We start from the raw sequence: 21419 nt of genomic DNA, 5'->3' as shown, positions 1-21419 counted from the left end.
CGTCAACGGAGGAGAGACACGTGCAACGCGAAGACGTACTAGGAGAAGCCCTACAGCTCCTCGAGCAAGAAGGGATTGCGAGCACCACGCTGGAGATGGTTGCCGAACGCGTAGACCGCCCGCTGGACGAACTGCGCCGTTTCTGGCCGGACAGCGAAGCGCTACTGTATGACGCGCTACGCTACCTGAGCCAGCAGGTTGAGACCTGGCGCCGCCAGTTGATGCTCAACGAAGAACTGACTCCCGAGCAAAAACTGCTGGCCCGCTACAGCGCGCTAACCGACTGCGTGACCAAAAACCGCTACCCCGGCTGCCTGTTTATCGCCGCCTGCACCTTCTACCCGGAAGCTGACCACCCGATTCATCAGCTCGCCGCGCAGCAAAAGCAGGCCGCCTATGACTATAGCCACGAACTGCTGACCCAACTGGAAGTGGACGACCCGGCGATGGTCGCCAAACAGATGCAGCTGGTGCTGGAAGGCTGCCTCAGCCGCATGCTGGTCAGCCGCAGCCAGGCCGACGTGGACACCGCGCAACGTCTCGCCGAAGACATTCTGCGCTTTGCCCAGTGCCGCCAGAACGGCGCGCTGACCTAAGCCCCAGCCGCGCAGTAGCCTGAAAAAGGAAGAGAAACACGTAGATTGCCGCAATAGTAAGCAGTTGAACGGCTTTTCGGTGATTTTGGTTGACGCGCGGGGGCGACTACGGTTTAATGCGCCTCGTTGCCCGGATAGCTCAGTCGGTAGAGCAGGGGATTGAAAATCCCCGTGTCCTTGGTTCGATTCCGAGTCCGGGCACCACTATTTTTGTTTTGGGACGTCACTATACGTCCGGGAACATAGAAAAATCAGTAGGTTGATGAAAATCTGGAACACCGAAAGGTGCTGCTAGATTTTTTTATATCCGTAGTTTCTGGTGGCTTAATTGAGGGCCTGCCGGTTCGATAAACTACGGAGCCCCCCACCATGTCTCTGACTGATGCCGCCATCCGCAACGCCAAATCGCTCGATAAACCTTACAAACTCATTTACCCTTTCGGCCTTTTTACTTTGGCTGCATCAGAGACAAGAATAACCCCCTTCGTTTCAACGCCCACAGCGGTTCGTATCCAGCGCGAAGCTTTCAATTCAGCGGCAAATTAATCAACCAGTTCCGCCGATGTGCTGGATATCCTCAACGGTATTGATAAGCGCTAAACCTAAGGCCCGGTCTTCGCAGCGCCACCGGGGAAGATCAATGCCGTTATGCCAGCGCCTGTTGCCAGTCGGCAATCAAATCGTCCGAGGCTTCAATTCCCACCGACAGCCTAATTAGCTGCGGCGTAATGCCGTTCGCCAGCCGTTGCTCCAGCGGGATTGAGGCGTGCGTCATGCTATAGGGTTGGCTCACCAGACTTTCCACACCGCCCAGACTCTCAGCCAGCGTAAATAGTTTCAGCTTGCTAATAACCTGCGCCGCGTAGTGGTCGTCGCCTTTCACTACCACTGAAATCATCCCGCCGGGCAGCGCCATCTGCTTACGCGCCAGCGCATGATGCGGGTGCGACGGCAGCCATGGGTACCACACTTTTTCCACCCGCGGCTGCTGCTCCAGCCACTGGGCCAGCGCCAGTGCGTTACTGCTGTGGCGCTCAAGGCGCAATGACAGCGTGCGGATCCCGCGCAGCGTCAGGAAACTGCTGAACGGATCGAGCACGCCGCCCACGGCGTTATGCAAATAGGCCAGTTTTTCCGCCAGCGCGGGGTTATCGCCCACCACCGCCAGCCCGGCCACTACGTCAGAGTGGCCGTTCAGATATTTGGTGGCGGAGTGCACTACGATATCGAAACCGAGCTCAATCGGGCGATGGATAACCGGCGAGGCAAAGGTGTTATCCGCCACGCTCAGGACCTTGTGCCGCTGCGCGATCGCCGCGATCGCCTCCAGATCCGCCAGCTTAAGCAGCGGGTTGGTCGGCGTCTCAACCCAGATCATACGCGTATCTGGATGAATGGCCGCTTCCAGCCCCGCCAGGTCGTCGGGCTTCACCCAGCTCACCCGTAGGCCAGTACTGCGCTTGCGAACATTTTCAATCAGGCGATACGTGCCGCCGTAAACATCATCCACCGCAACGATATGGCTGTCTTTATCAAGCAGCTCCAGCACCGTAGAGATGGCCGCCAGTCCGGAGGCAAAGGCGTAGCCGCGTGTGCCTCCTTCGAGTTCCGCAATCGCCGTTTCCAGCGCATGGCGGGTCGGATTTCCGCTGCGGGAATATTCATAGCCGGAATGCTGACCAGGGGCAGGCTGCGCAAAGGTGGATGTGGCGTAAATCGGTGGCATCACCGCGCCGTGCTGGTCGGTGAAGGTGCCGCTGTGCACGCTCAAAGTATTCAACGTTTTCATAAGTACTCCTTTATTGTTCCAGTCGGTTACGCCAGGTGGTCAGCACATCGCTGCGTGTAATCAGGCCAAGAAAGCGGTTGTTGTCCGTAATCACTGCCACCAGGCCCCGGTCAAAAATGGCTCTCAGGTCGCTTTCCGACGCGTGCTTGTCAAGGGTTTCCACGTTGCGGGTCATCGCCTCTTTCACCGGTGATGAAAAACGCGCGCTATCGCCCTGCACGTGGCTTATCAGGTCCCACTCATCGACGATGCCGACTACGTGGCCGTTTTCCAGCACCGGCAACTGCGAGAAGTCGTACAGCCGCATACGCGCCAGCACGGCGGCGAGGGTGTCATCCGGGGCTGCGGTGACGGTGGCCCCTTCGTCGTGGCGTAGGGCAATGAAATCGGTCAGATCGCCGCGCGTCGGGCGGCTTAATAATCCCTGCTGACGCATCCAGTCATCGTTGAACATTTTGGAGAGGTATTTGTTGCCGCTATCGCAGGCGAGCGTCACCACGCGTTTAGCGGTGGTCTGCGTCTGGCAGTAACGCAATGCGGCACTGAGCAGTGTCCCGGTGGACGAACCGGCCAGCACCCCTTCGGTTTGTAGCAAGGCGCGGGCGGTGGCAAACGCCTCGGCATCGCTCACGCGATAGGCCGTATGAACGCCGTCGATATGGGCCAGCGGCGGGATAAAATCCTCACCGATCCCTTCGACTAGCCAGGAGCCCGGCTCGCCGTACTGTCCGGTTTCAACCTGATCGGCAAGAATCGAACCGGCCGGGTCGGCAAGGATAAATTCGGTTTTCGGCGAGTGTTCGGCAAACCACGCCTGCAATCCCCCCAGCGTCCCGCCGGAACCGACACCGACCACAATCGCGTCGATATCGCCGTCAAGCTGGGCGTAAATTTCCGGCGCGGTGGTACTAAAGTGCGCCAGCGGATTGGCCTCGTTATTAAACTGGTCGATGTAAAACGCCCCCGGCGTCTCCTGCGCCAGGCGATGAGCATAATCCTGATAATAGGCCGGGTGACCTTTGTTGACGTCTGAGCGCGTTAGCACCACTTTTGCCCCCAGCGCCCGCAGGTGGAAAATCTTCTCCCGGCTCATTTTGTCCGGCACCACCAGAATCAAAGCGTAGCCTTTTTGCGCGGCAATCAGCGCCAGCCCAAGGCCGGTATTGCCCGCGGTCGCCTCTATGATGGTCCCGCCTGGCTGTAAATGGCCCAGCCGTTCGGCTTCGGTAATCATCGACAGCGCAACGCGGTCTTTGATGGAACCACCCGGGTTCTGGTTTTCCAGTTTTAAGAACAGGCTGCAGGGGCCGGTCTCCAGTTTATGCAGTTGGAGAAGCGGCGTCTGGCCGATAAGTTCACTAATCGAATGCAACACTGACATGGTTAATCACCCACAGATAAACGTGATGAGCGGATGATAGGTCTGTCAATTTGCCTGTTTAAAGAACGTTTATCCAGCAATTAGAACGAAAAGAAATATGAACTGCTATTTAGACATCAGGAGGGAAAGGCGCTTAGCCGTCCGGAAGTGTTGATTGCCGTAATTTGGCATTTTTGCTGTGTTTTTAGCCATTTTACCGGAAGTCTGTCTGTGGTTTATGCATCTCGCAGATAACCATTGCTGAATTAAGTCATTAGGCAAAACAGTGTGACGGGGCGCTACTTAGTGCCAGAAGTTATATCTAATGTCTATTTAGTTATTTGAATTATATTCATGACTGATTATTATCTTTTGGACTTCCATACTGCTAAACCGCCAAACGGATAAGTAATGCAATGATCATTCTCAGGAATATTTCTAAGATTTTCGACCAGGGAAAGGCGTCGATTACCGCCGTGGACAGCGTCAATCTGTCGGTTGAGCAGGGGCAAATTTACGGGATTATTGGCTACAGCGGCGCCGGGAAAAGTACGCTGATTCGTCTGCTGAACGGTCTGGAAAAACCGACCTCCGGCAGCGTTGTGATAAACGGTCAGGACATCTCGGCGGCAAAGGGCGAGCAACTGCGCCAGGCCCGGCTGAAAATCAGCATGGTCTTCCAGCACTTCAACCTGTTGTGGTCGCGTACGGTGGCAGAAAACATCGCCTTTTCCATGCAGATCGCCGGTGCGCCAAAAGCGAAAATCAAAACTCGCGTGGCGGAACTGATCGATCTGGTCGGGCTGAAAGGCCGCGAAGGGGCTTATCCGTCGCAGCTGAGCGGCGGGCAGAAACAGCGCGTGGGGATTGCCCGTGCGCTGGCGAATAACCCGGATGTGCTGCTGTGCGATGAAGCGACGTCTGCGTTGGATCCGCAAACAACCGATCAGATCCTCGATCTGCTGTTGGATATTAACCGTCGTTTCAAACTGACGATCGTGCTGATCACCCATGAAATGCATGTGGTACGCAAAATCTGTGACCGCGTGGCGGTAATGGAAAACGGCAGCGTGGTGGAAGAAGGCGATGTTATCAGCGTCTTCACGCACCCACAGCAGCCGATCACGCGCCAGTTTGTTCGCCAGATTGGTCAGTATCAGGAAGAGGAATTTAACCCTGATCTGAACGCAGATCTCGACGGCACCGTGATCAAACTGACCTTCACCGGGCATAACACGCATCAGCCGGTGGTGGGTGAAATGACGCTGCGCTACGGACTGCCGTTCAATATTTTGCATGGAAAAATGACGCAAACCGCCCACGGCGTGTTTGGTCAACTGTGGGTGCACGTCGTGGCCACAGAGGAACAAGTGAACAATATCCTCGCGGATTTACGCCATAGCGATATTGAAGGCGAGGTGATTAAACATGCTTGAGACATTATTTCCGCATCTGAAACTGGCCCAGTTATGGGCGGCAACGCAGGAGACGCTGTACATGACGGCGCTCTCCGGCGCGGCAACTTTTGTATTAGGGATCATTCTGGGGCTGGCGCTGTTTTTGACTGCCCGTGGCGGGTTATTTCAAAACCGCGCGCTCTATAGCGTGATTTCGATTGTGGTGAACGTGTTCCGCTCGATCCCGTTCATCATCCTGATTGTTCTGCTGATTCCGTTCACCAAAACAATTGTCGGCACCATCCTCGGGGCGAATGCCGCACTGCCGGCGCTGATTGTTGGGGCTGCGCCGTTTTATGCCCGCCTGGTGGAGATTGCTCTGCGTGAGGTGGACAAAGGGGTAATCGAGGCGACCCGCTCAATGGGCGCGCGTCTTAGTACACTGATTTTTCGGGTACTACTGCCTGAATCATCACCTGCACTGGTTTCCGGAATCACGGTGACGCTGATTGCTCTGGTGAGTTACAGCGCCATGGCCGGAGTTATCGGTGCGGGCGGCTTAGGAAATCTGGCTTATCTGGAAGGATTCCAGCGCAACCACGGCGACGTCACGCTGGTGGCGACAGCGACCATTTTGATCATTGTCTTCATCATCCAGTTCTTTGGCGACGCAATTACTTCTCTGTTAGATAAACGCTAATAAAATTAGGGAACCATATCATGAAAAAAACACTGACACTGATTGCCGCCATGACTTTAGGTGCGATGAGCTTTTCCTCCTGGGCTGACAAGCTGACCGTGGGCGCGTCCAACGTACCGCATGCTGAAATTCTGGAGCAGGCGAAACCGATTCTGGCAAAACAGGGGATCGATCTGGAGATCAAACCGTTTCAGGACTACATCCTGCCGAACACCGCACTGGCTGGCCGTGAAATCGACGCCAACTATTTCCAGCACATCCCGTACCTTAACAGCGTACTGAAAGACCACGCGGGCGACAAAACCTATGATTTCGTCAGCGCTGGCGCAATCCACATTGAGCCGATTGGTATTTACTCCAAAAAATACAAGTCGCTGAAAGACCTGCCGCAGGGTGGCAAAATCATTATGCGTGACGCGGTATCCGAAGAAGGCCGTATTCTCTCTATCTTTGAAAAAGAGGGAGTGATCAAGCTGAAACCGGGCGTGGATAAAGTTTCTGCACGTATCAGCGATATCGTTGAGAACCCGAAAAAGTTGCAGTTCCAGCCAAACGTAGAAGCAGCGCTGCTGCCGCAGATGTATAACAACGACGAAGGTGATGCGGTGGTGATCAATGCCAACTACGCCATCGACGCGGGTCTTGACCCAGTACACGATCCGATCGCAGTTGAGAGCGGTGAGAACAACCCGTACGCCAACATCATTACCGTACATCGTGGCGATGAGAAGAAAAAAGATATCGTCGCGCTGGTGAACGTACTGCACTCTAAAGAGATTCAGGACTGGATCCGCACTAAATATAAAGGTGCTGTTATTCCGGTAAACAACTGATTTTCTGCTGTCCTGGTGCGACGGGTTAGCCTGTCGCACTGCCCCACAGCAGCATGATATTCATCCCCGCAATAGGCCACCACAGAGGCGTAATTATCGGGCAGACCCGGCGTCGGCGCGTTGCGTCTCGGACGAGCTACGTCCAGATGAAGGACAGATAAGCGCAGCGCCATCCGGCAATGCCACAGCGCGAATCACCCAATCCTCACCCACCGCCACCCTACCGCCATCATCACCAGCACAATCGTCACTCCCGCCGCCATATGCAGCAGAAAATCCAGCGGATGCACCTCCACCGGGTGGCAAAACGACAGCATCGTCAGCGCCATACAGGCGATTCCCACCCCTGACGTCGCCAGCGTGCGCAGCGGGTACAGCGCCCGGGTCCGGCGCAGGTAGCCCATCATAATGGCCATCATCGGCGTGCTCACCGCCATCATAAACGCGTAGCAGTTCACTTCGTCGGGATGGCTTTCCGGGGCGTGTGTCGTCCCGAGGCTGAAGATAACGCCGCCGAGCCAGAGCGCAATTAGCGGCACAAACCAGCGCCAGCCCAGCGGTTTACGCCCGGCGATGCTCAGCAGGAAGGCGTTGCGTATCGCTAGTATGCCCATCACAAAGGCCACGGTCAGTTGCAGTACTGCCAGCAACGCGCCGGCTTGCGTCCAGTCCGTCGCTACCCGGTGAAACACCAGGCTACTAAGCCAGCCGCACGGCAGCGCCATCAGCAGCCAGGCGGCGACCCGTCGGTTGCTGGCCCAGGGGCGGCGTATCGGCCCGGCGTCGCGGCTGAGCTTCGCAATAAAAAGATCATGATCGGTCATGGTTCGCTCCCATCCGGCGAAGGTTGGTTAGTGCTCTGTGTAATAGTGATTTCACCGCCGAAACGCTTAAATTATGGCGGGCGGCGGCCTCGGCGAGGCTCATCTCCTGCAGGTGGATATGCTCCACAATCTGCCGCTGGCGCGAGGGGAGCTGGTCGAGGATTAGCGCCAGCGTTGCTTCTCGTTCATCCTCTTCCGGGATGTGTTCAGCGGCGGGCTCAACGACCTCTTCCTCATCGGCTTCACGTAGCCAGTGGCGACCGCGTTTACGCAGCGCGTCAACGGTGCGGGCCTGAGTGATGGCCATCAGCCACGGTAAAAACGGACAGGCGGGATCGTAGGTGTGGCGCACCCGATGGACAGCCAGCAGCACGTCCTGGATAACATCGTCAACCAGCACGCTGTCGGCAATCTGCTTGCGGACCATCGCCCGAATCACCGGCACGATGGCCCGCAGCAGTTGGGTATAGGCATCGCGATCCCCCACCTGCGCGCTTGCCATCAGCGCAGGCCATGCTTCACGCGGCGCTAAACCGTTATCCATATTCCGCCATGCCCGTTACCTCATGCTTTTTTACCGGATGCCTGATTCAGGGCGTCGACCACAATCATCGGGGTCAGCACCTGCGGCAGCACTTTCGGCGCGCTGCCGTCCGCCGGGTAGACCACGTAGAGCGGCAAACCACCCTGCCCGAACGCGGTCATCGCGTCATCGATATCGGCGTTAAATTTAGTGGAATCCGCCACCATGTAGATCGTATTTGTGCTCGCCAGAGCCTGTTTCACCGCCGCCGTTGAGAGCGATGTGCGCTCGTTCACCTGGCAGGTAATGCACCAGGACGCGGTGAAGTCGACAAAGATAGCTTTGCCATGCCCGCGCATCTCCTCCACCGTCTGCGGCGACCACTTCACCTGCGTGATGTTCTCCACGCGCGCGAGTTCCGGCTGCGACGGCTGGACGTGCATCACGCCAGGCAGCGGGCTGACCGCGGCGATAAACAGCACCACCGTCACCGCCAGCAGCGCTTTGTAGGATTGGCCGATATAGCGTCGGCGCTGGGCCATACCGTACAGCCACGCGGCAAAGCTCACCACCACCGCACAAATCAGCATCGCTAACAGCGCGGTGGTCCCCGCCTGCTGGGTCAGTACCCACACCAGCCAGGCAAACGCTCCGAGCATCGGGAACGCCAGGCCGCGTTTGAGGATATCCATCCATGCGCCTGGTCGCGGCAGACGTTTGGCGATGGCCGGGAATAGCGAGACCAGCGTAAACGGTGCGGCAAAGCCTATCGCCAGCGACAGGAAAATCGATAGCGAGGCCACCGGAGGTTGAACCAGCGCGTAGCCCACCGCGCCCGCCATAAAGGGTGCCGAGCAGGGTGTTGCCACCACAATCGCCAGCGCGCCGGTTAACGCCGAGCGCACAAAAGCCCCGCTTCCTACCGAAATCTCCCCGGCGCGTTGCAGCGATAAACCCACTTCAAACACGCCGAGCAGATTCAGCGCCGCGCCCAGAATGATTAACGCCAGCACGGCAATGACCATCGGCGACTGAAGCTGGAACCCCCAGCCGACGGCGGTGCCGCCAGCACGCAGCGCCAGCAGTATGCCAGCCAGCACCAGCATGGTAAAAATCACGCCGAGCAAAAAGCCCAACCCTTCGGTGCGCGCACTTTTGGCATCGCCCTCATGGCGCAGAATGCCCAGCGCCTTCAGCGAGATGACCGGGAACACGCAGGGCATCAGGTTGAGGATAATGCCGCCCACAAAGGCGGCCAGAATGGCAGTTAACATAGCGAACCCCGGCGGCTAAATTACGAGTGCGATTGCGCGTATTGCTTCACGGCATCCATCGCTTTCTGGATGTGCTCATCAGGGTTACGGTCGGTGTAGCTCATCAGAATTTTGCCGTCCGGTGCAATCACAAACGAGGTGCGGTCCGACAGCGTTTTGCCATTCATCTGCATCAGCGTCTGGTACTGCGCCGCCACTTTCGCGCCCGGGTCTGCCGCCACGGCAAATTTATCCCGGCACTCCAGTTTTGAGAACTCATCCACCTGGTCAACGTTACCGGCAGTCACGCCCACCACGGTTGCGCCGAGCTTTTTGAAATCATCGGTGGCTTCGGCAAAAGCGTGCGCCTCAAGGGTGCAGCCTTTGGTGAACGCGGCTGGGAAGAAATAGAGCACCACTGGCCCTTTCTGCAATGCCTGTTGCAGGGAGAAGGTCAGCGGTTTGCCGCCGAGCGCGCCTTGCAGGCTGAAGTCTGGTGCTTTTGCGCCGGGTTCAAGGGCAGCGTTCGCATTCACGGCGAACAGAGAAAGGCTGAGTACGGCGGCGGCTGACAAGGTTTTCAAACGATTCATGGTCGACTCCATCAGGGGGATAAAGGTGCTCTGTACATAATAGTTCGCACGCTAAGGCCTGAAGGTTTCGGTCAATAGAAAAAAATATCAGTGCCAATTGAAAAAATCAGTTTACAGCCAATAAAGGCGGAGGTTGTTATATGAAGCGAAGATGCTGAGAGAAGGCGTTGCAGAATGAGTAAAAATGTTTAATGAACCGCTTACCTACGAGGATTCTTGTACACTATCCGCTGACAATGTTTAGAGAATAAAATGGCCCATATAATAACTGAGCCATATTCTTATTTGTAAGAACACATCTATAGATGTTTAATAAATAACATCATGGATATGTAATTATAGCATTCACATTACCATCAAATAGTTTACATTGATCCTTAAACGTCCAGTACTTAACGTTCTCTACCTCGTTTGAGAGTACTGGCTTGCATCCGTTACTATCAATAGGCATATTTCCTATTTGTTTAACCACATTACCGTCATTAATCAATAGAACACTATTACCACTTTTAAAAAACGAAAGAGTATCACCTTCTCTATGCAATGTTCTTTCCAGTATTATCTCTGGGTGTGGGTTATAAAGATTCGGGTAATTCTCAAGCACAAATGTACTTACAGGTGACAAATATGTATAGTCTTTCGCATACCACAAATTATTAGCCTGCATATATGCAACAATTGTCTGAGAAGCCAATACAAATACAGAAATTGAATTTACTAACCATTTCCTATCAAACGAATAAATTAATTCAGATATTGCGAAAATAATAAAAACAGAGTTCCAGTATGTATATCTAAGTATTCCAAACGTTCCTGGATTCCAGTTTGTCGTCTGTGTGCTGGGTATTGCAGAAACAATACTTAAAAAAATCAAAAACAAAGATAAAACAATTCTACCAACATTCTTTTCTTTTTTAAACAAAGAAAAACAAAATAAAGGAAGACATATAAAGAAAGCAGGAATGAGTAAAACCATACCTTGATTAAGATCAAGGTAAAACCCAATAACCCTCTCTATTGAAATTAAATTATAATCTGCACTCCCCTTTGACAATATAAGGTTTGGAGCATTGAAATTATATAGATAAAATATAGATGGAGCTAATATCAGTAAAGCACAAACTATTGCAAATGGTATATCTCGATATATCGAACGAGCAAGCACTTTAATTTTACTATCATTATCATCCTTAGCCATTGTTAACAAGCCAAAGATATATACAGCCAATGAAGAAAAAGCTATCGGTGGATTTTGCATTGAGCAAACAGCGAGAATAAGAGCAGATTTTTTATACTTCCTATTCTTTAAGAGCACCAGTGATATAACAATTAAACTTAGAGTAACTGATTCTGGATGATTCCATTTTAAGTATTGAATCGTTGCTATTGTTATTAGCCCAGAAAGAACTACTGCTTTATATACTAACCCCTCACTTAATTTAAATATTAAAAAATACATAGCCAATAAGAAAAATATCATATTTGTAAATACAAATGATACTGTTGGACTAGATTTTATAAAACTAAAAACTACATATGAAGGTAAATTAAGTAAAGAATAGCCAAAAAAATGCCAAGGAAAATACTCATTCTTCGTCGATTTAAAAAAAGGCACAGACTCTTCGCTAAGACAGCCAGGGTCTTTTAGGCAATTAAGCGTCTGGTCATTAAAATCATCGGACTTAGCTTTAAATTTTGATATCACATCGTTAACATCTTCAACTCTCAATGCTGGTGAACCGTGATTCATCAGACTTTGTGACATCAGTATATACTCATGGCCATCGCCTGTTATGGGAAAATCTCTCCCCTTCAAATAGAAAAATAGCGCCACAATAATCACAGTTAATACTATCGCCAATTTTTTTCTTAATTTCATTTTTAATTTAAACATTTATGATGATAATCCCACACAATATAACAACGATTCCAATTATTAGCTTTGCACTAATTTGCTCACCAAATAAAAATCCGAAAAACAATAACTGAAGTACAGCAAACGCTACCATTAAAGGATATGCTTTTGAAACAAGAGAATGTTTTAATGCCATAGAATAAAAGACAAACCCAATACCATAAAAAAACAATGCAGGTGTTTTAGAAATAATACTGTCACCTAAATTATTTAGTATATAGATCCTATCCTGGTATTTTATGACCACACTTGCCAACGCACTAAATGTCGCGCTAATGAAAAGAAATATGACGCTTAAAAACTCCACATGGAACTCCAATTGATGTATTTAAAGCCTAGGATAATCATCACCATTGCAATGGTTATGGAAGTATAGATTGAAGTTCTTCGTATGTGTCGATTATTATCACACCGCCACCAATAGAGAACAATGATAAAATTTTGGTCACCGGGGTTTTCCGCGCTTGTAATTAGTGTGAAAATCGTAGGATTGATTACCATTTGAGATGAGACAAAATTTTAATGAGATCACAAAGAAAAAATAATAACGAAGCCCTTGCAAAATTTCTATCACAAAGTTGGGGGTTGTGCAAGCTGATGCGGCCAAAGCAGTGGGTTAAGAACGGATTTGTTCTAGCTCCACTGATGTTCTCCGGGGAGTTTATGGACCTCGAAGCAGTGAGTCGCGCTATGTTTGCTATGTTTTTGTTCTGTGTCGCTTCATCAGCCGTCTACATAATCAACGATATACACGATATTGAGAATGACCGCCGGCATCCAAGAAAATCAAAGACTCGCCCTCTGGCAGCAGGCATCATTTCTATACCAGCGGCCCTTACACTACTTGCGGTTCTTTATACTGTACTTGTACTAAGTTGGTTTATCGCACCAAAAGTTATGCTGGTCATCATAGCCTATTCGGTTTTGAACCTAGCCTATACTTTTAAACTTAAATATCTGCCCGTGATAGACATATTCGTTATTGCCATTGGTTTCGTTTTACGCGTCTATGCTGGGGCCATGGCAGTAGGGGCACCGGTTTCATCATGGATGTTTATCACAACCCTATGTTTAGCTTTATATTTAGCATCTGTTAAACGCCAGCAAGAACTAAAACAAAGCGGTAGTGAGGGGCGAAAGACGCTTGAAAAGTATACAGTTGCGTTGGTGGATCGCTATGCTGAAATGTCCGCAACAGGGGCATTGTTGTTCTACAGCATGTTTGTTATGTCTGCCAGACCTGAGCTAGTCATCACCATTCCATTGGTGCTTTTTGGATTATTTCGTTATTGGTTTGTTGTAGAGGCTCTTGAGGGTGGTGAATCGCCCACTGATGCGCTATTCGCGGACTGGCCATTGTTACTTACAGTGATATTGTGGGTTAGTGCTTGTATTTGGTCATTGTGGCCGGGGCAGGGGTAATTATGGACTTCTCTTATTTATTGACTCCGTTTCTGGCTTGGCTTGTTGCGGGTATCTCCAAGTTTATTATCAACAGCGTAAAAGCCGGTAAACCTGCTTTTTCTCTTATCGGTTACGGTGGGCTGCCTAGTAACCACAGTGCGATTGTTAGCAGCATGACCATGCTTATTGCCTTGAAGGAAGGTATCGGAAATCCCGCTTTTGGTGTTGCGCTCACACTCGCTTTTATCGTTATGCTTGACGCTAGCAGTCTCCGTCGGCAGGTAGGAAAACATGCTGAAGCGATCAATAAGTTGTTTGCTGATCAATCCGAGAACAAAATACTACGCGAACGTATGGGTCACACCCGAATTGAAATTTTAGCCGGTATCATCGTTGGCATTGTGGTTGCTGCCATAGTAAATGCGGCTTTTCTAGCATTTTAGTCACGTAGGCCGAATAAGCTTGCCTTATCCGACCTATAGAATTATGCCACGCTGCCGAATACCAGCCGCCCCTTATGGAACGTCGCAGCGCGCGGAGAAATCCGCGCCACGGCTTCCGCCGAGCACGAGGCGTCCACCAGCACAAAGCTGGCGTCATCCTGCGCCTTCGGCCACACGCGCTCGCCCTGGTCGTTCAGCGGCAGCACGTCGCCGGTGGCGAGGAACAGCGAGCGGGAGAGATTCTGCTCGTTCGGGCGGATATAGAGCTGGGCGTAGAGGTTGGCTTTTTCGAACATATCGCCAAGGCCGTACGGCGACCAGTGGTCAATCACGCTGTCGGTGCCGGTCATCAGCGTCACGCCTTTGTCACGCAGCTGTTTCAGCGGCATATGCAGCGTGCCGATGGGGACCGTTGAAGCGATGGAAATCTGCTGCGCGGCCATACGGGTGGCAATCTCATCCACCTGCCCTTCGTTCATTGTTGCCAGCGCGAAGGCGTGGCTGATGGTCAGCTTGCCCTTCAGCGCCGGCGTTTTCTCCACGGTTTCCACCATATATTTCACCGCCGCCACGCCCGCCGGGCTGGTTTCATGCAGGTGAATATCCACCCCTTTGTGGTAGTCGATGGCAATCTGGAACATGGTGTCGAGGGACTTCTCCATCGCACCGTCGACGTTGGTCGGGTCCAGCCCGCCGACGTAGTGCGCCCCGGCCTGCATCGCTTCGCGCATCAGCGGTTCAGATTTCGATAACAGCAGCCCATGCTGCGGGAAGGCGACGATTTCACAGTCGAAACCGGCTTTGCGCCGCGCCAGCACCGCCTGTAAATTTTCGAGGTTTTTCAGCCCGGAGACCGGCTCGATATTGCAGTGGCTGCGGGCGATGGTGGTGCCTTTTGATTGCAGCAGGTCAATCAGCTTTTCGGCGCGCTCCTGCGTGTAGGGCTGGAGTTCAGGCAACAGCTTTTGCTCAAGCTTAATCATATCCTGAATCGTGGTGCCTGCCGGGCGGTTGAGCGAGCGCCACGGGCCGCCGTAGAAGGTTTTATCGAGGTGGATATGCATGTCGCGGGTGGTCGGCAACATCAGCTTGCCGCCAGCGTCATAGTGCGGCAGCGCGGCGTCCGGGTGGCTGTTGTTATCGCGCAGGGCCACGATTTTGCCGTCCTGAATTTCCACGGTCTGTTGCGCAGTGCGGGTGTGCACGACGACGGCCCCCTCGTACTCAAAACCCGTTTCAAGCAGCACGTTATCCAGATAGTAATGGCTGTCGGTAATATTCATGGTTCCCTTCGTCTCGCAGACGGCAGTGCCGGAAGTCGCTGCATAGGCCATCGGCGCGGTCGCGCCAAACAGCGCGGCGGCGGTGACCATTTTGCCGCTGTTGCTTAAAAACTCACGGCGACTGTTATTCTCTTTCATCGTCGTTCCTTATCAATGGACAATATGAGTGCCCGTTTCGCCGCGCAGGGCGGCAGGCAGACATTCCGGCGTGGTGATAATCACTCGTTTACCGCCGTGTTGTAAAAATTGCAGGCTAGCGACAATCTTCGGCAGCATGCTGCCCGCCGGGAAGTGGCCTTCGTGCATGTAGCGGGTCATGGTGGCGATATCCACCTGCCCCATCGTCTGCTGTTCCGGTTTGCCAAAGTGAATGCAGACCTTCTCCACCCCGGTGGTGATCACCAGAATATCAGCGGCGATCTCGCGCGCCAGCAACGCGGTGGAGAGATCTTTGTCGATCACCGCATCGACGCTGTGATAATCGCCCTCTTCCCCCAGCACCACCGGAATGCCGCCGCCGCCCGCGCCGATCACCAGGAAGCCTTTCTGCGCCAGCGCCTGAATGGCTTCAGACTCGACGATGCGTTTCGGCTCCGGCGAGGCCACCACGCGGCGATAGCCGCGCCCGGAATCTTCGACGAAGCGCCAGGTCGGGTTGGCTTTTAACAGTTCGTCACGCTGCTCGGTGCTGAAGAACGCGCCGATGGGTTTGGTCGGGTTGACGAAGCCGGGGTCGTTTTTATCGACCTCCACCTGAGTCACCACCGTCACCGCTTTTTGTTCGCCACGTTTTGCCAGCCGGTTATTCAGCGCCTGCTGAATAAGGTAGCCGATACCGCCCTGGGTATCGGCGACGCAGTTGGCGAGCGGAGTGAGCGGCAGCCCTTCGCGCTCGTGGGCAATCTCCGCACGACGCAGATCCAGCCCCACCTGTGGGCCATTGCCATGGGTCAGTACAATGTTGTAATCCGATGCCAGCATCTCCAGCACCGTGTCCGCGACCGCTTTCACCGCCTCTGCCTGATGTTCAATCGACTGGCTGGCGTTGTCTTTGATTATGCTGTTGCCGCCAATGGCAACGACCACAAGTTCTTTCATCGTGTAGGTTCCAGTGCAGAAGGTGATGTGATTATTGTTGTTGGGGTAGCCGTTGTAGCCCGGCCAAGCGAAGCGCCGCCGGGAGAAACCCGGGGTCGGCGTAAACGCCTCGCCCGGGCTACAACGTTATGCGCAGTAACGTTCGCACCAGCGTAAAATGGCTTTTTCGAAGCAAGCGAACGGCGGGTGCACAATCCCGGCGCCAATCATGCCGATGCCGGCATCTTTATGGGCAATGGCGGTATTGATCACCGGCAGAATGCCGCTACTGCCGACACGGGTGATGTCGATAGCCGTTGGCACGCCCATAAAGCCGAGCAGCGGGATGGTGACGTTCGGGTTCTCGCCGAGCGTGATTTCGCGCATCTGGCGGGAGAAGTCGATAGCCTCTTCCACCGTGCCGCCCACCAGCGCCACAATCGCCGGGGCCGTTGCCATCGCAAAGCCGCCGATGCCGTAGGTTTCGGTAATCGCGCTATCGCCGATATCAAGCCCGGAGTCTTCCGGTTTATAGCCAGCAAACATCGGGCCGATAACCTGCTGCGCCGGGCCGGTGAACCACTGCCCCGGCAGGCCGCTGACCCGCAGGCCGAACTCGACGCCGTTACGCGCCATGGTGGTGACCACGGTGCTGTATTCGATGCCGTGCGCCGCGTCCATCGCCGCTTTACACATCGCCATCCACGTCGGGCCAGAGAAGTAGTCGCTGCTGGCGACAAACTCGAACACTTCGCGCTGCTGCTCAACGGAATAACCCGCCTGAATAATCCCCGGCGTCAGCGCCTGAATCAGCAGCGTAGTGCCCGCGTTGTTACGGTTGTGGCACTCATCGCCCATGTGCAGCGCCTGGGCCAGCATTAAGCGCAGATCAATCTCGCCGATGATCTTCATTGCCTCGCGCAGCATCGGGCCCTGCACGTCGCGCATCCAGTTCAGACGGTCGATCACGCTCTGGTCGTTGGCTCCCATGCGCAGGATCTTCGCCATCTGCTCGCTCATGTTGGTATAAGCGATGTTGCCGTAGGTTTTGTTCTCAACGATGTGCATAAACATCGAGGCTGAAGTCACGCCCGCCATCGACCCAACGCAGTCGTGCTCATGGCACGGCGAGAAGGTGATTTCACCGGAAGCCGCGAGTACCGCCGCGTCATCGATATTCTTCGCCAGCCCTTCAAACACCAGCGCCCCGGTCACCGCACCTTTCATCGCGCCGCACATTTTCTCCCAGGTAACCGGCGGGCCCGCGTGGAGGATGGTTTTCGGCGTCATGCCCGGCACCACGTTGATAGCCTGGTCAAAGCCAATCAGCACCGGGTGAGACTGGATAATGCGCTCCAGCGCCTGCTGGTTGGCGGCGGCAATTTTCTCCGCCAGCGGGGAATCGGCGATGCTGTCCAGCGCATTCACCACTTGCATATTGCCCTGCCCCGGCGGCGTCCAGTCGAGCTGGGTGACGGCGACGTGCTGTTTTTTCAGGTCATCGCTGAACATGGCGATGCCGACGTTAATGACGTTCAGCGGTTGGGTAAACAGTGACTGGCTCATCAGGCTTCCTCCCCTTTGCAGATAAATTCACGCGCCAGCAAACCGGTATTGGTGCTGCTGCTGGCGAGGACAACGCCCGCGTCGGTCAGCATCTGGCGCTGTTTTTCCAGCGACGGCGCGTCGAGATCGGTCCCCAGAACGTAGGCGAGGATCACCAGCTCACGGCCATCGGCGGCGGCGATCGCTTTCGCCTCTTTGATTGCTTCGATCGTTGAACCCACCGGATCTTCATGCGATCCGAAGCCCAGCACGAAATCCATCACGATCACGCCCACTTGCGGATCGCGCGCTTCCTGAATCAGGCGGCTGATGCGGTTGGTCGGGTCGATCATCGGGTGCGGCTTGCCGTTGGTGAAGTCGTCATCGCCGAAGTCGAGGAAGGTGTGTTTCACGCTGAGGTTGATGTCCGCCAGGCGGAAGGCCGGGTCAGGCTGAATGTTGCTATAGACGTCACCGTGTTTTTCCATCACCGCGAACATGGTTTCGTCGCACAGCGTGCCGCCGCAGAACAGGCCGCGAATGTACTTCTGCTGCGGGGTCAGCCGTGAACGCACGTCAGCGATTAACGTCTCGTTCAGCGGATGCAGGTCTAACGATGCTCTCTTCACGCCGCTCAGCAACACCGCTTTCAGCGCTGCGTCTTTGGTGCCGCGAGCGAACTGTAAGCCCTGCTCGTCAGCCGGTGGCTCAGCGCGACCGAGGAAGCAGACCACGACCGGTTTACGGCACGCGCGAGCACGCTCCAGCACTTTGCGCGCCACGGCTGGAGCCGGTGGCTTAGAGACCAGCGCGATAATTTCGGTTTCCGGGTCGTTTTCCAGCATGCCGATCGCGTCAAGCATCATCAGCCCGCCAATCTTCTCGCTGAGATCGCGCCCGCCGGTGCCGATAAGCTGCGAAATGCCGCCGCCAAAATCATGGATACGCACGCTCAGCTCCTGGCTGCCGGTGCCGGACGCACCAATAATGCCGATGTTGCCACGGCGTACCGCGTTGCCAAAGCACAGCGCCGCGCCGTTGATAATCGCGGTGCCGCAGTCCGGCCCCATCATCAGCAGCCCTTTTTCGTGCGCCAGCTGTTTCAGCGCCAGTTCGTCTTCAATGGTGACGTTGTCGGAGAACAGCATCACGTTGAGGTCGTTTTGCAGCGCCTGACGCGCTTCGCGGGCGGCAAACAGGCCGTTGACCGAAATCACTGCCAGGTTGCTGTCCGCTACGTGTTTTTTCGCGCTGGCAAGCGTGGCGTAGCGTGCTTCGTGCGAACCGCTTTCCGCTTTTTTGGAGAACAATTCTTCAATGGCCGCCAGCGTCTGCTCGTTGTCCGCACCGTCTTTGCCGTTGATGACGATCATCAGGTCGCCATTTTTCGCTTCATCCAGCTCGGCGGTTAACAGACCGAGATTTTTCAGCACACCCTTGTTCATCTCGGTGGCCATGGCCACGAACGCTTGCTCAACGCCGTCTATCTTATTCGCACGAGTGGAAATCGACATCAGCGAGACCGAATCAAAATACGTATTCTGCTTAATCACTATTTTGACTGACATAACTCCCTCCATAGGCTTGGCTCAGCGCGCAGGCATCCGCCATGCCATAAAGCATGTCGCAGCCGGAACTGGAGCCAATATTTTTAATACTGGCGATAGTTTGGGTAGAAATATGTTTCGGTTTATTAACCATGCCGTTAATAAACCCGAAAATCGTTTCGCGATAGCGCTGGGAAAAAGCGGCTTCCAGCGTAATAGCGCTTAATAAAGTGGTATTGTTACGCGCCACGCTTAGCGCGAAATCAAATGCATCGCGATATTTTTTCGCCGGGTGCCCGTCGATAAATAAAACGGTGCTTAATCCCACTAAATAATCATCTGCCGACGGCGTCAGGCCAATGCCTAATCCCACCATATTAGCCACCGCCGAGATTATTTCCCGTCCCTGTAATAACGCGTTAAATAATGTTTTTCGCCGCTGCTGTAATGTCTGAGAGATAGCCTGATAAAACGGGTTATCGCCGCGCCAGAGAAACAGCGTCTGGTTATCCTGTAATTGTTGATGAATCCCGTCGTGCCACCGCAGCCAGGGAATCTGCCGGAACCGTTCGGCGTTAAGCTGCGGTATCGTTGGCTGCCAGCGCTGGCAGGAGGCGGTATTCAGCCATTTATCCTCGCCAACCGTTATTCCTGTTGGGTGAAACTGGACCGTCTCACCGGGCCGGAACAGGCCTTCAAAGTGAGTGAGTGCTAACCTACAGCTATTCGGGGCGTTGTCGTACTCTTCGCACAATAGCGTCAACAACCGCTGCTGCGCCGGGAGATAAAGGTTTACCGCCCGGGAAAAGACCTGTTCGACACGTCCAGCACCACGCTCCGAAAGAAAGTGCTCATCCGCAGTTAGCGCTTGCACACACCGCCGTATTGGGGTGTCGATAGCGCGTCTCCTCTGTTACGCTCCGGCGGAAATCAGCAGCTGGGCTATCTCTTCGTAACCCTTCTCCCGCGCCAGTTCCAGCGGGGTTTTGCCGTATTTGTCGGTCATGTGCGGGCTGGCACCATGCTCCAGCAGCAGGCCGACAATGGTCTGCTGGGTTTCACCGCCGTCGTTGAGCACGATGGCCTCCAGCAGCGGCGTCCAGCCGACAAAGTTAGTGTGGTTGACGTTAATGTGAGTGCGATGTAATAGCTCTTTGACGATTTCAAGGTGCCCTTTTTCGCAGGCGGGCGTTAGCCCCACGCCGCCAAAACGGGTTAAACGATTTAAATCCGGACGAGCCGGTAACAGTAAACGCAGCAGCGTTAAATCATTATTCAGACAGCTAATTAAAAAAGGGTTTAAACAGGTCTGGTCTTGTTTATTAATATCCGCACCGGCGTCCAGTAAGGCCACTACGCAATCATATTTTTTATTCAGGCTCGCCAGCGTAATGGCCGTTTGCCCCTGACGATTACAGGCATTAATATCAACGCCCTGATGCAGGCAAGATTTTAATTTCGTTAGTTCGCCTTGTTGCGCAGCCAATAGATAGTCAGCAATCAGATTGTTGTTGGTCATGTCAAATTCCCTGATTTTTGTGGCTGTTTTCGATGAAATGAGAATAGCAACGAAATAATCAGAAAAGAACCCGCTTAAATTTTATTCGCCATAAGCTGCTTGATTAGTGAATTTTATTTAATAATCGATACAGACTGTGCGGTAGTGCACCGTTTATTTCTTTGCCGCTATGCCCCTTAACTCAATCGGGTTTTCTTTCTATATAGTTTCAGTGCGTAACCACTACATGAGAGGAAACAACGATGAACGGACTCACCGCTACGGGCATTACCGTTGGAGTGTGTGCAGGTCTCTGGCAGATGGTGTCCTCGCAGGTTGGGCTGGCCCCGGGCTGGGAATTATTAGGTACGATTGGCTTTGTGGCGTTCTGCAGTTTCTATGCGGCAGGCGGCGGCAAGGCGGGATTTGTGAAGAGCCTTTTTGTCAATTACTCCGGCGCCGTCTGGGCGTTTCTCGCGGCGGCGGCCTCCGGCTGGCTGGCGGCGGTTAGCGGGCTATCGCCCTTCTGGGCGGGCGTGGTGATGACGGTACCGTTCTCCGCCGTGGTGGTCTGGCAGGGCCGATTCTGGCTCACCTCATTTATCCCCGGCGGCTTTCTTGGCATGACGCTGTTTTTCGCCACCGGGATGAACTGGTGGGTCACATTGCTGGGCTTTTTTGCCGGAAACTGCGTCGGGATTATCTCGGAATATACCGGGCGCAAGCTGAGCGAAGCCACCTCGAAAGAGGTCGCGTAGGCGGTTTTTAAAAGTTATTCAAAAATGGTTGCCCAACAATCATTTCAACCAATACATTCATCTCATTAAAGAGGCCCAATA

The 21419-nt window shown here is 53.6% G+C and carries 22 protein-coding genes and 1 tRNA gene; 9 read left to right on the top strand and 14 right to left on the bottom strand.

From position 1 onward, the window contains the following. Positions 1-20 precede the first annotated feature (20 nt). The 3 genes from RDN66_RS02910 to RDN66_RS02900 all read left to right on the top strand — a co-directional run bounded on the left by RDN66_RS02910 (position 21) and on the right by RDN66_RS02900 (position 1142). Entirely contained in the window at positions 21-596 is a 576-nt protein-coding gene (locus RDN66_RS02910) for a transcriptional regulator (protein ID WP_035894241.1), read from the top strand. Positions 597-724: 128 nt separating this feature from the next. Next, positions 725-800: transfer RNA gene (locus RDN66_RS02905), tRNA-Phe, on the top strand. A 165-nt stretch (positions 801-965) separates the two neighbouring features. Then, entirely contained in the window at positions 966-1142 is a 177-nt protein-coding gene (locus RDN66_RS02900) for a hypothetical protein (RefSeq protein WP_202216712.1), read from the top strand. Between the two features lie 100 nt (positions 1143-1242). Here the strand turns inward: RDN66_RS02900 and RDN66_RS02895 are convergent, their stop codons facing one another. Together RDN66_RS02895 and RDN66_RS02890 are read right to left on the bottom strand one after the other, a co-directional pair. Further along, positions 1243-2385, bottom strand: a complete 1143-nt coding sequence (locus RDN66_RS02895) for a PLP-dependent aspartate aminotransferase family protein (protein ID WP_202216713.1) — start codon at positions 2383-2385, stop codon at positions 1243-1245. A gap of 10 nt (positions 2386-2395) precedes the next feature. Continuing rightward, positions 2396-3766, bottom strand: coding sequence for a pyridoxal-phosphate dependent enzyme (locus RDN66_RS02890; protein ID WP_202216714.1), 1371 nt, complete (start codon positions 3764-3766; stop codon positions 2396-2398). 395 nt (positions 3767-4161) lie between these two features. Between RDN66_RS02890 and RDN66_RS02885 the strand changes: the two genes are divergently transcribed. Genes RDN66_RS02885 through RDN66_RS02875 form a run of 3 tightly spaced genes read left to right on the top strand, consistent with a single transcriptional unit; the run spans position 4162 to position 6675 of the window. Beyond that, on the top strand, positions 4162-5181 hold the full coding sequence (locus RDN66_RS02885) for a methionine ABC transporter ATP-binding protein (protein WP_123651163.1): 1020 nt from the start codon (positions 4162-4164) through the stop codon (positions 5179-5181). After that, on the top strand, positions 5174-5842 hold the full coding sequence (locus tag RDN66_RS02880) for a methionine ABC transporter permease (RefSeq protein WP_123651164.1): 669 nt from the start codon (positions 5174-5176) through the stop codon (positions 5840-5842). Before RDN66_RS02885 ends, RDN66_RS02880 begins: the two co-directional genes overlap by 8 nt. A 20-nt stretch (positions 5843-5862) precedes the next feature. Next, a complete protein-coding gene (locus RDN66_RS02875; RefSeq protein ID WP_039077131.1) occupies positions 5863-6675 on the top strand; it encodes a MetQ/NlpA family ABC transporter substrate-binding protein in 813 nt (270 codons plus the stop codon). 194 nt (positions 6676-6869) lie between these two features. Here RDN66_RS02875 and RDN66_RS02870 read toward each other — a convergent pair whose 3' ends face one another. The 6 genes from RDN66_RS02870 to RDN66_RS02845 all read right to left on the bottom strand — a co-directional run bounded on the left by RDN66_RS02870 (position 6870) and on the right by RDN66_RS02845 (position 12090). Further along, the gene (locus tag RDN66_RS02870; protein WP_202216715.1) at positions 6870-7499 is read right to left on the bottom strand and encodes an NrsF family protein; all 630 of its coding nucleotides are present in this window, start codon (positions 7497-7499) and stop codon (positions 6870-6872) included. Further along, on the bottom strand, positions 7486-8043 hold the full coding sequence (locus RDN66_RS02865) for a sigma-70 family RNA polymerase sigma factor (protein WP_202216716.1): 558 nt from the start codon (positions 8041-8043) through the stop codon (positions 7486-7488). Before RDN66_RS02865 ends, RDN66_RS02870 begins: the two co-directional genes overlap by 14 nt. 20 nt (positions 8044-8063) lie before the next feature. After that, a complete protein-coding gene (locus RDN66_RS02860) occupies positions 8064-9296 on the bottom strand; it encodes a protein-disulfide reductase DsbD (RefSeq protein WP_202216717.1) in 1233 nt (410 codons plus the stop codon). Between the two features lie 20 nt (positions 9297-9316). Further along, positions 9317-9868 carry a peroxiredoxin gene (locus RDN66_RS02855; RefSeq protein ID WP_227675119.1) on the bottom strand — a complete coding sequence of 184 codons (552 nt, stop codon included), beginning with the start codon at positions 9866-9868 and terminating at the stop codon, positions 9317-9319. A gap of 322 nt (positions 9869-10190) precedes the next feature. Next, positions 10191-11762: a hypothetical protein gene (locus RDN66_RS02850; RefSeq protein WP_308537535.1), complete on the bottom strand. Its 1572-nt coding sequence runs from the start codon at positions 11760-11762 to the stop codon at positions 10191-10193. After that, positions 11755-12090 carry an EamA family transporter gene (locus RDN66_RS02845; protein ID WP_202216719.1) on the bottom strand — a complete coding sequence of 112 codons (336 nt, stop codon included), beginning with the start codon at positions 12088-12090 and terminating at the stop codon, positions 11755-11757. The genes RDN66_RS02850 and RDN66_RS02845 overlap by 8 nt, the downstream gene beginning before the upstream one ends. A gap of 215 nt (positions 12091-12305) precedes the next feature. Between RDN66_RS02845 and RDN66_RS02840 the strand changes: the two genes are divergently transcribed. Continuing rightward, complete coding sequence (locus tag RDN66_RS02840) at positions 12306-13205, top strand: decaprenyl-phosphate phosphoribosyltransferase (protein WP_202216720.1); 900 nt, start codon at positions 12306-12308, stop codon at positions 13203-13205. Positions 13206-13207: 2 nt separating this feature from the next. After that, positions 13208-13630 carry a divergent PAP2 family protein gene (locus RDN66_RS02835; protein ID WP_202216721.1) on the top strand — a complete coding sequence of 141 codons (423 nt, stop codon included), beginning with the start codon at positions 13208-13210 and terminating at the stop codon, positions 13628-13630. A gap of 41 nt (positions 13631-13671) precedes the next feature. On the opposite strand, the gene RDN66_RS02830 is transcribed toward RDN66_RS02835, so the two are convergent. From RDN66_RS02830 to RDN66_RS02805, 6 genes are all read right to left on the bottom strand, one after another. Beyond that, on the bottom strand, positions 13672-15051 hold the full coding sequence (locus RDN66_RS02830; protein WP_202216722.1) for an amidohydrolase family protein: 1380 nt from the start codon (positions 15049-15051) through the stop codon (positions 13672-13674). Positions 15052-15063: 12 nt separating this feature from the next. After that, positions 15064-16011, bottom strand: coding sequence for a carbamate kinase family protein (locus RDN66_RS02825; protein ID WP_202216723.1), 948 nt, complete (start codon positions 16009-16011; stop codon positions 15064-15066). A gap of 126 nt (positions 16012-16137) precedes the next feature. Beyond that, positions 16138-17556 (bottom strand): DUF1116 domain-containing protein, encoded by a 1419-nt coding sequence (locus RDN66_RS02820; RefSeq protein WP_308537534.1) that lies wholly within the window; start codon positions 17554-17556, stop codon positions 16138-16140. Beyond that, positions 17556-19103, bottom strand: coding sequence for an acyl-CoA synthetase FdrA (fdrA, locus tag RDN66_RS02815; protein WP_202216725.1), 1548 nt, complete (start codon positions 19101-19103; stop codon positions 17556-17558). Before fdrA ends, RDN66_RS02820 begins: the two co-directional genes overlap by 1 nt. After that, positions 19081-19956: a DUF2877 domain-containing protein gene (locus RDN66_RS02810; RefSeq protein WP_308537533.1), complete on the bottom strand. Its 876-nt coding sequence runs from the start codon at positions 19954-19956 to the stop codon at positions 19081-19083. The genes fdrA and RDN66_RS02810 overlap by 23 nt, the downstream gene beginning before the upstream one ends. A 39-nt stretch (positions 19957-19995) precedes the next feature. Beyond that, positions 19996-20601 carry an ankyrin repeat domain-containing protein gene (locus RDN66_RS02805; protein ID WP_308537532.1) on the bottom strand — a complete coding sequence of 202 codons (606 nt, stop codon included), beginning with the start codon at positions 20599-20601 and terminating at the stop codon, positions 19996-19998. A gap of 242 nt (positions 20602-20843) precedes the next feature. Between RDN66_RS02805 and RDN66_RS02800 the strand changes: the two genes are divergently transcribed. Next, a complete protein-coding gene (locus RDN66_RS02800) occupies positions 20844-21338 on the top strand; it encodes a DUF1097 domain-containing protein (RefSeq protein WP_123651179.1) in 495 nt (164 codons plus the stop codon). Positions 21339-21419: the final 81 nt, after the last annotated feature.

The sequence above is a fragment of the uncultured Kluyvera sp. genome (assembly GCF_902485085.1).
Lineage (GTDB): Bacteria > Pseudomonadota > Gammaproteobacteria > Enterobacterales > Enterobacteriaceae > Kluyvera > Kluyvera ascorbata.
This window is presented reverse-complemented; position numbering and strand designations above follow the sequence as displayed.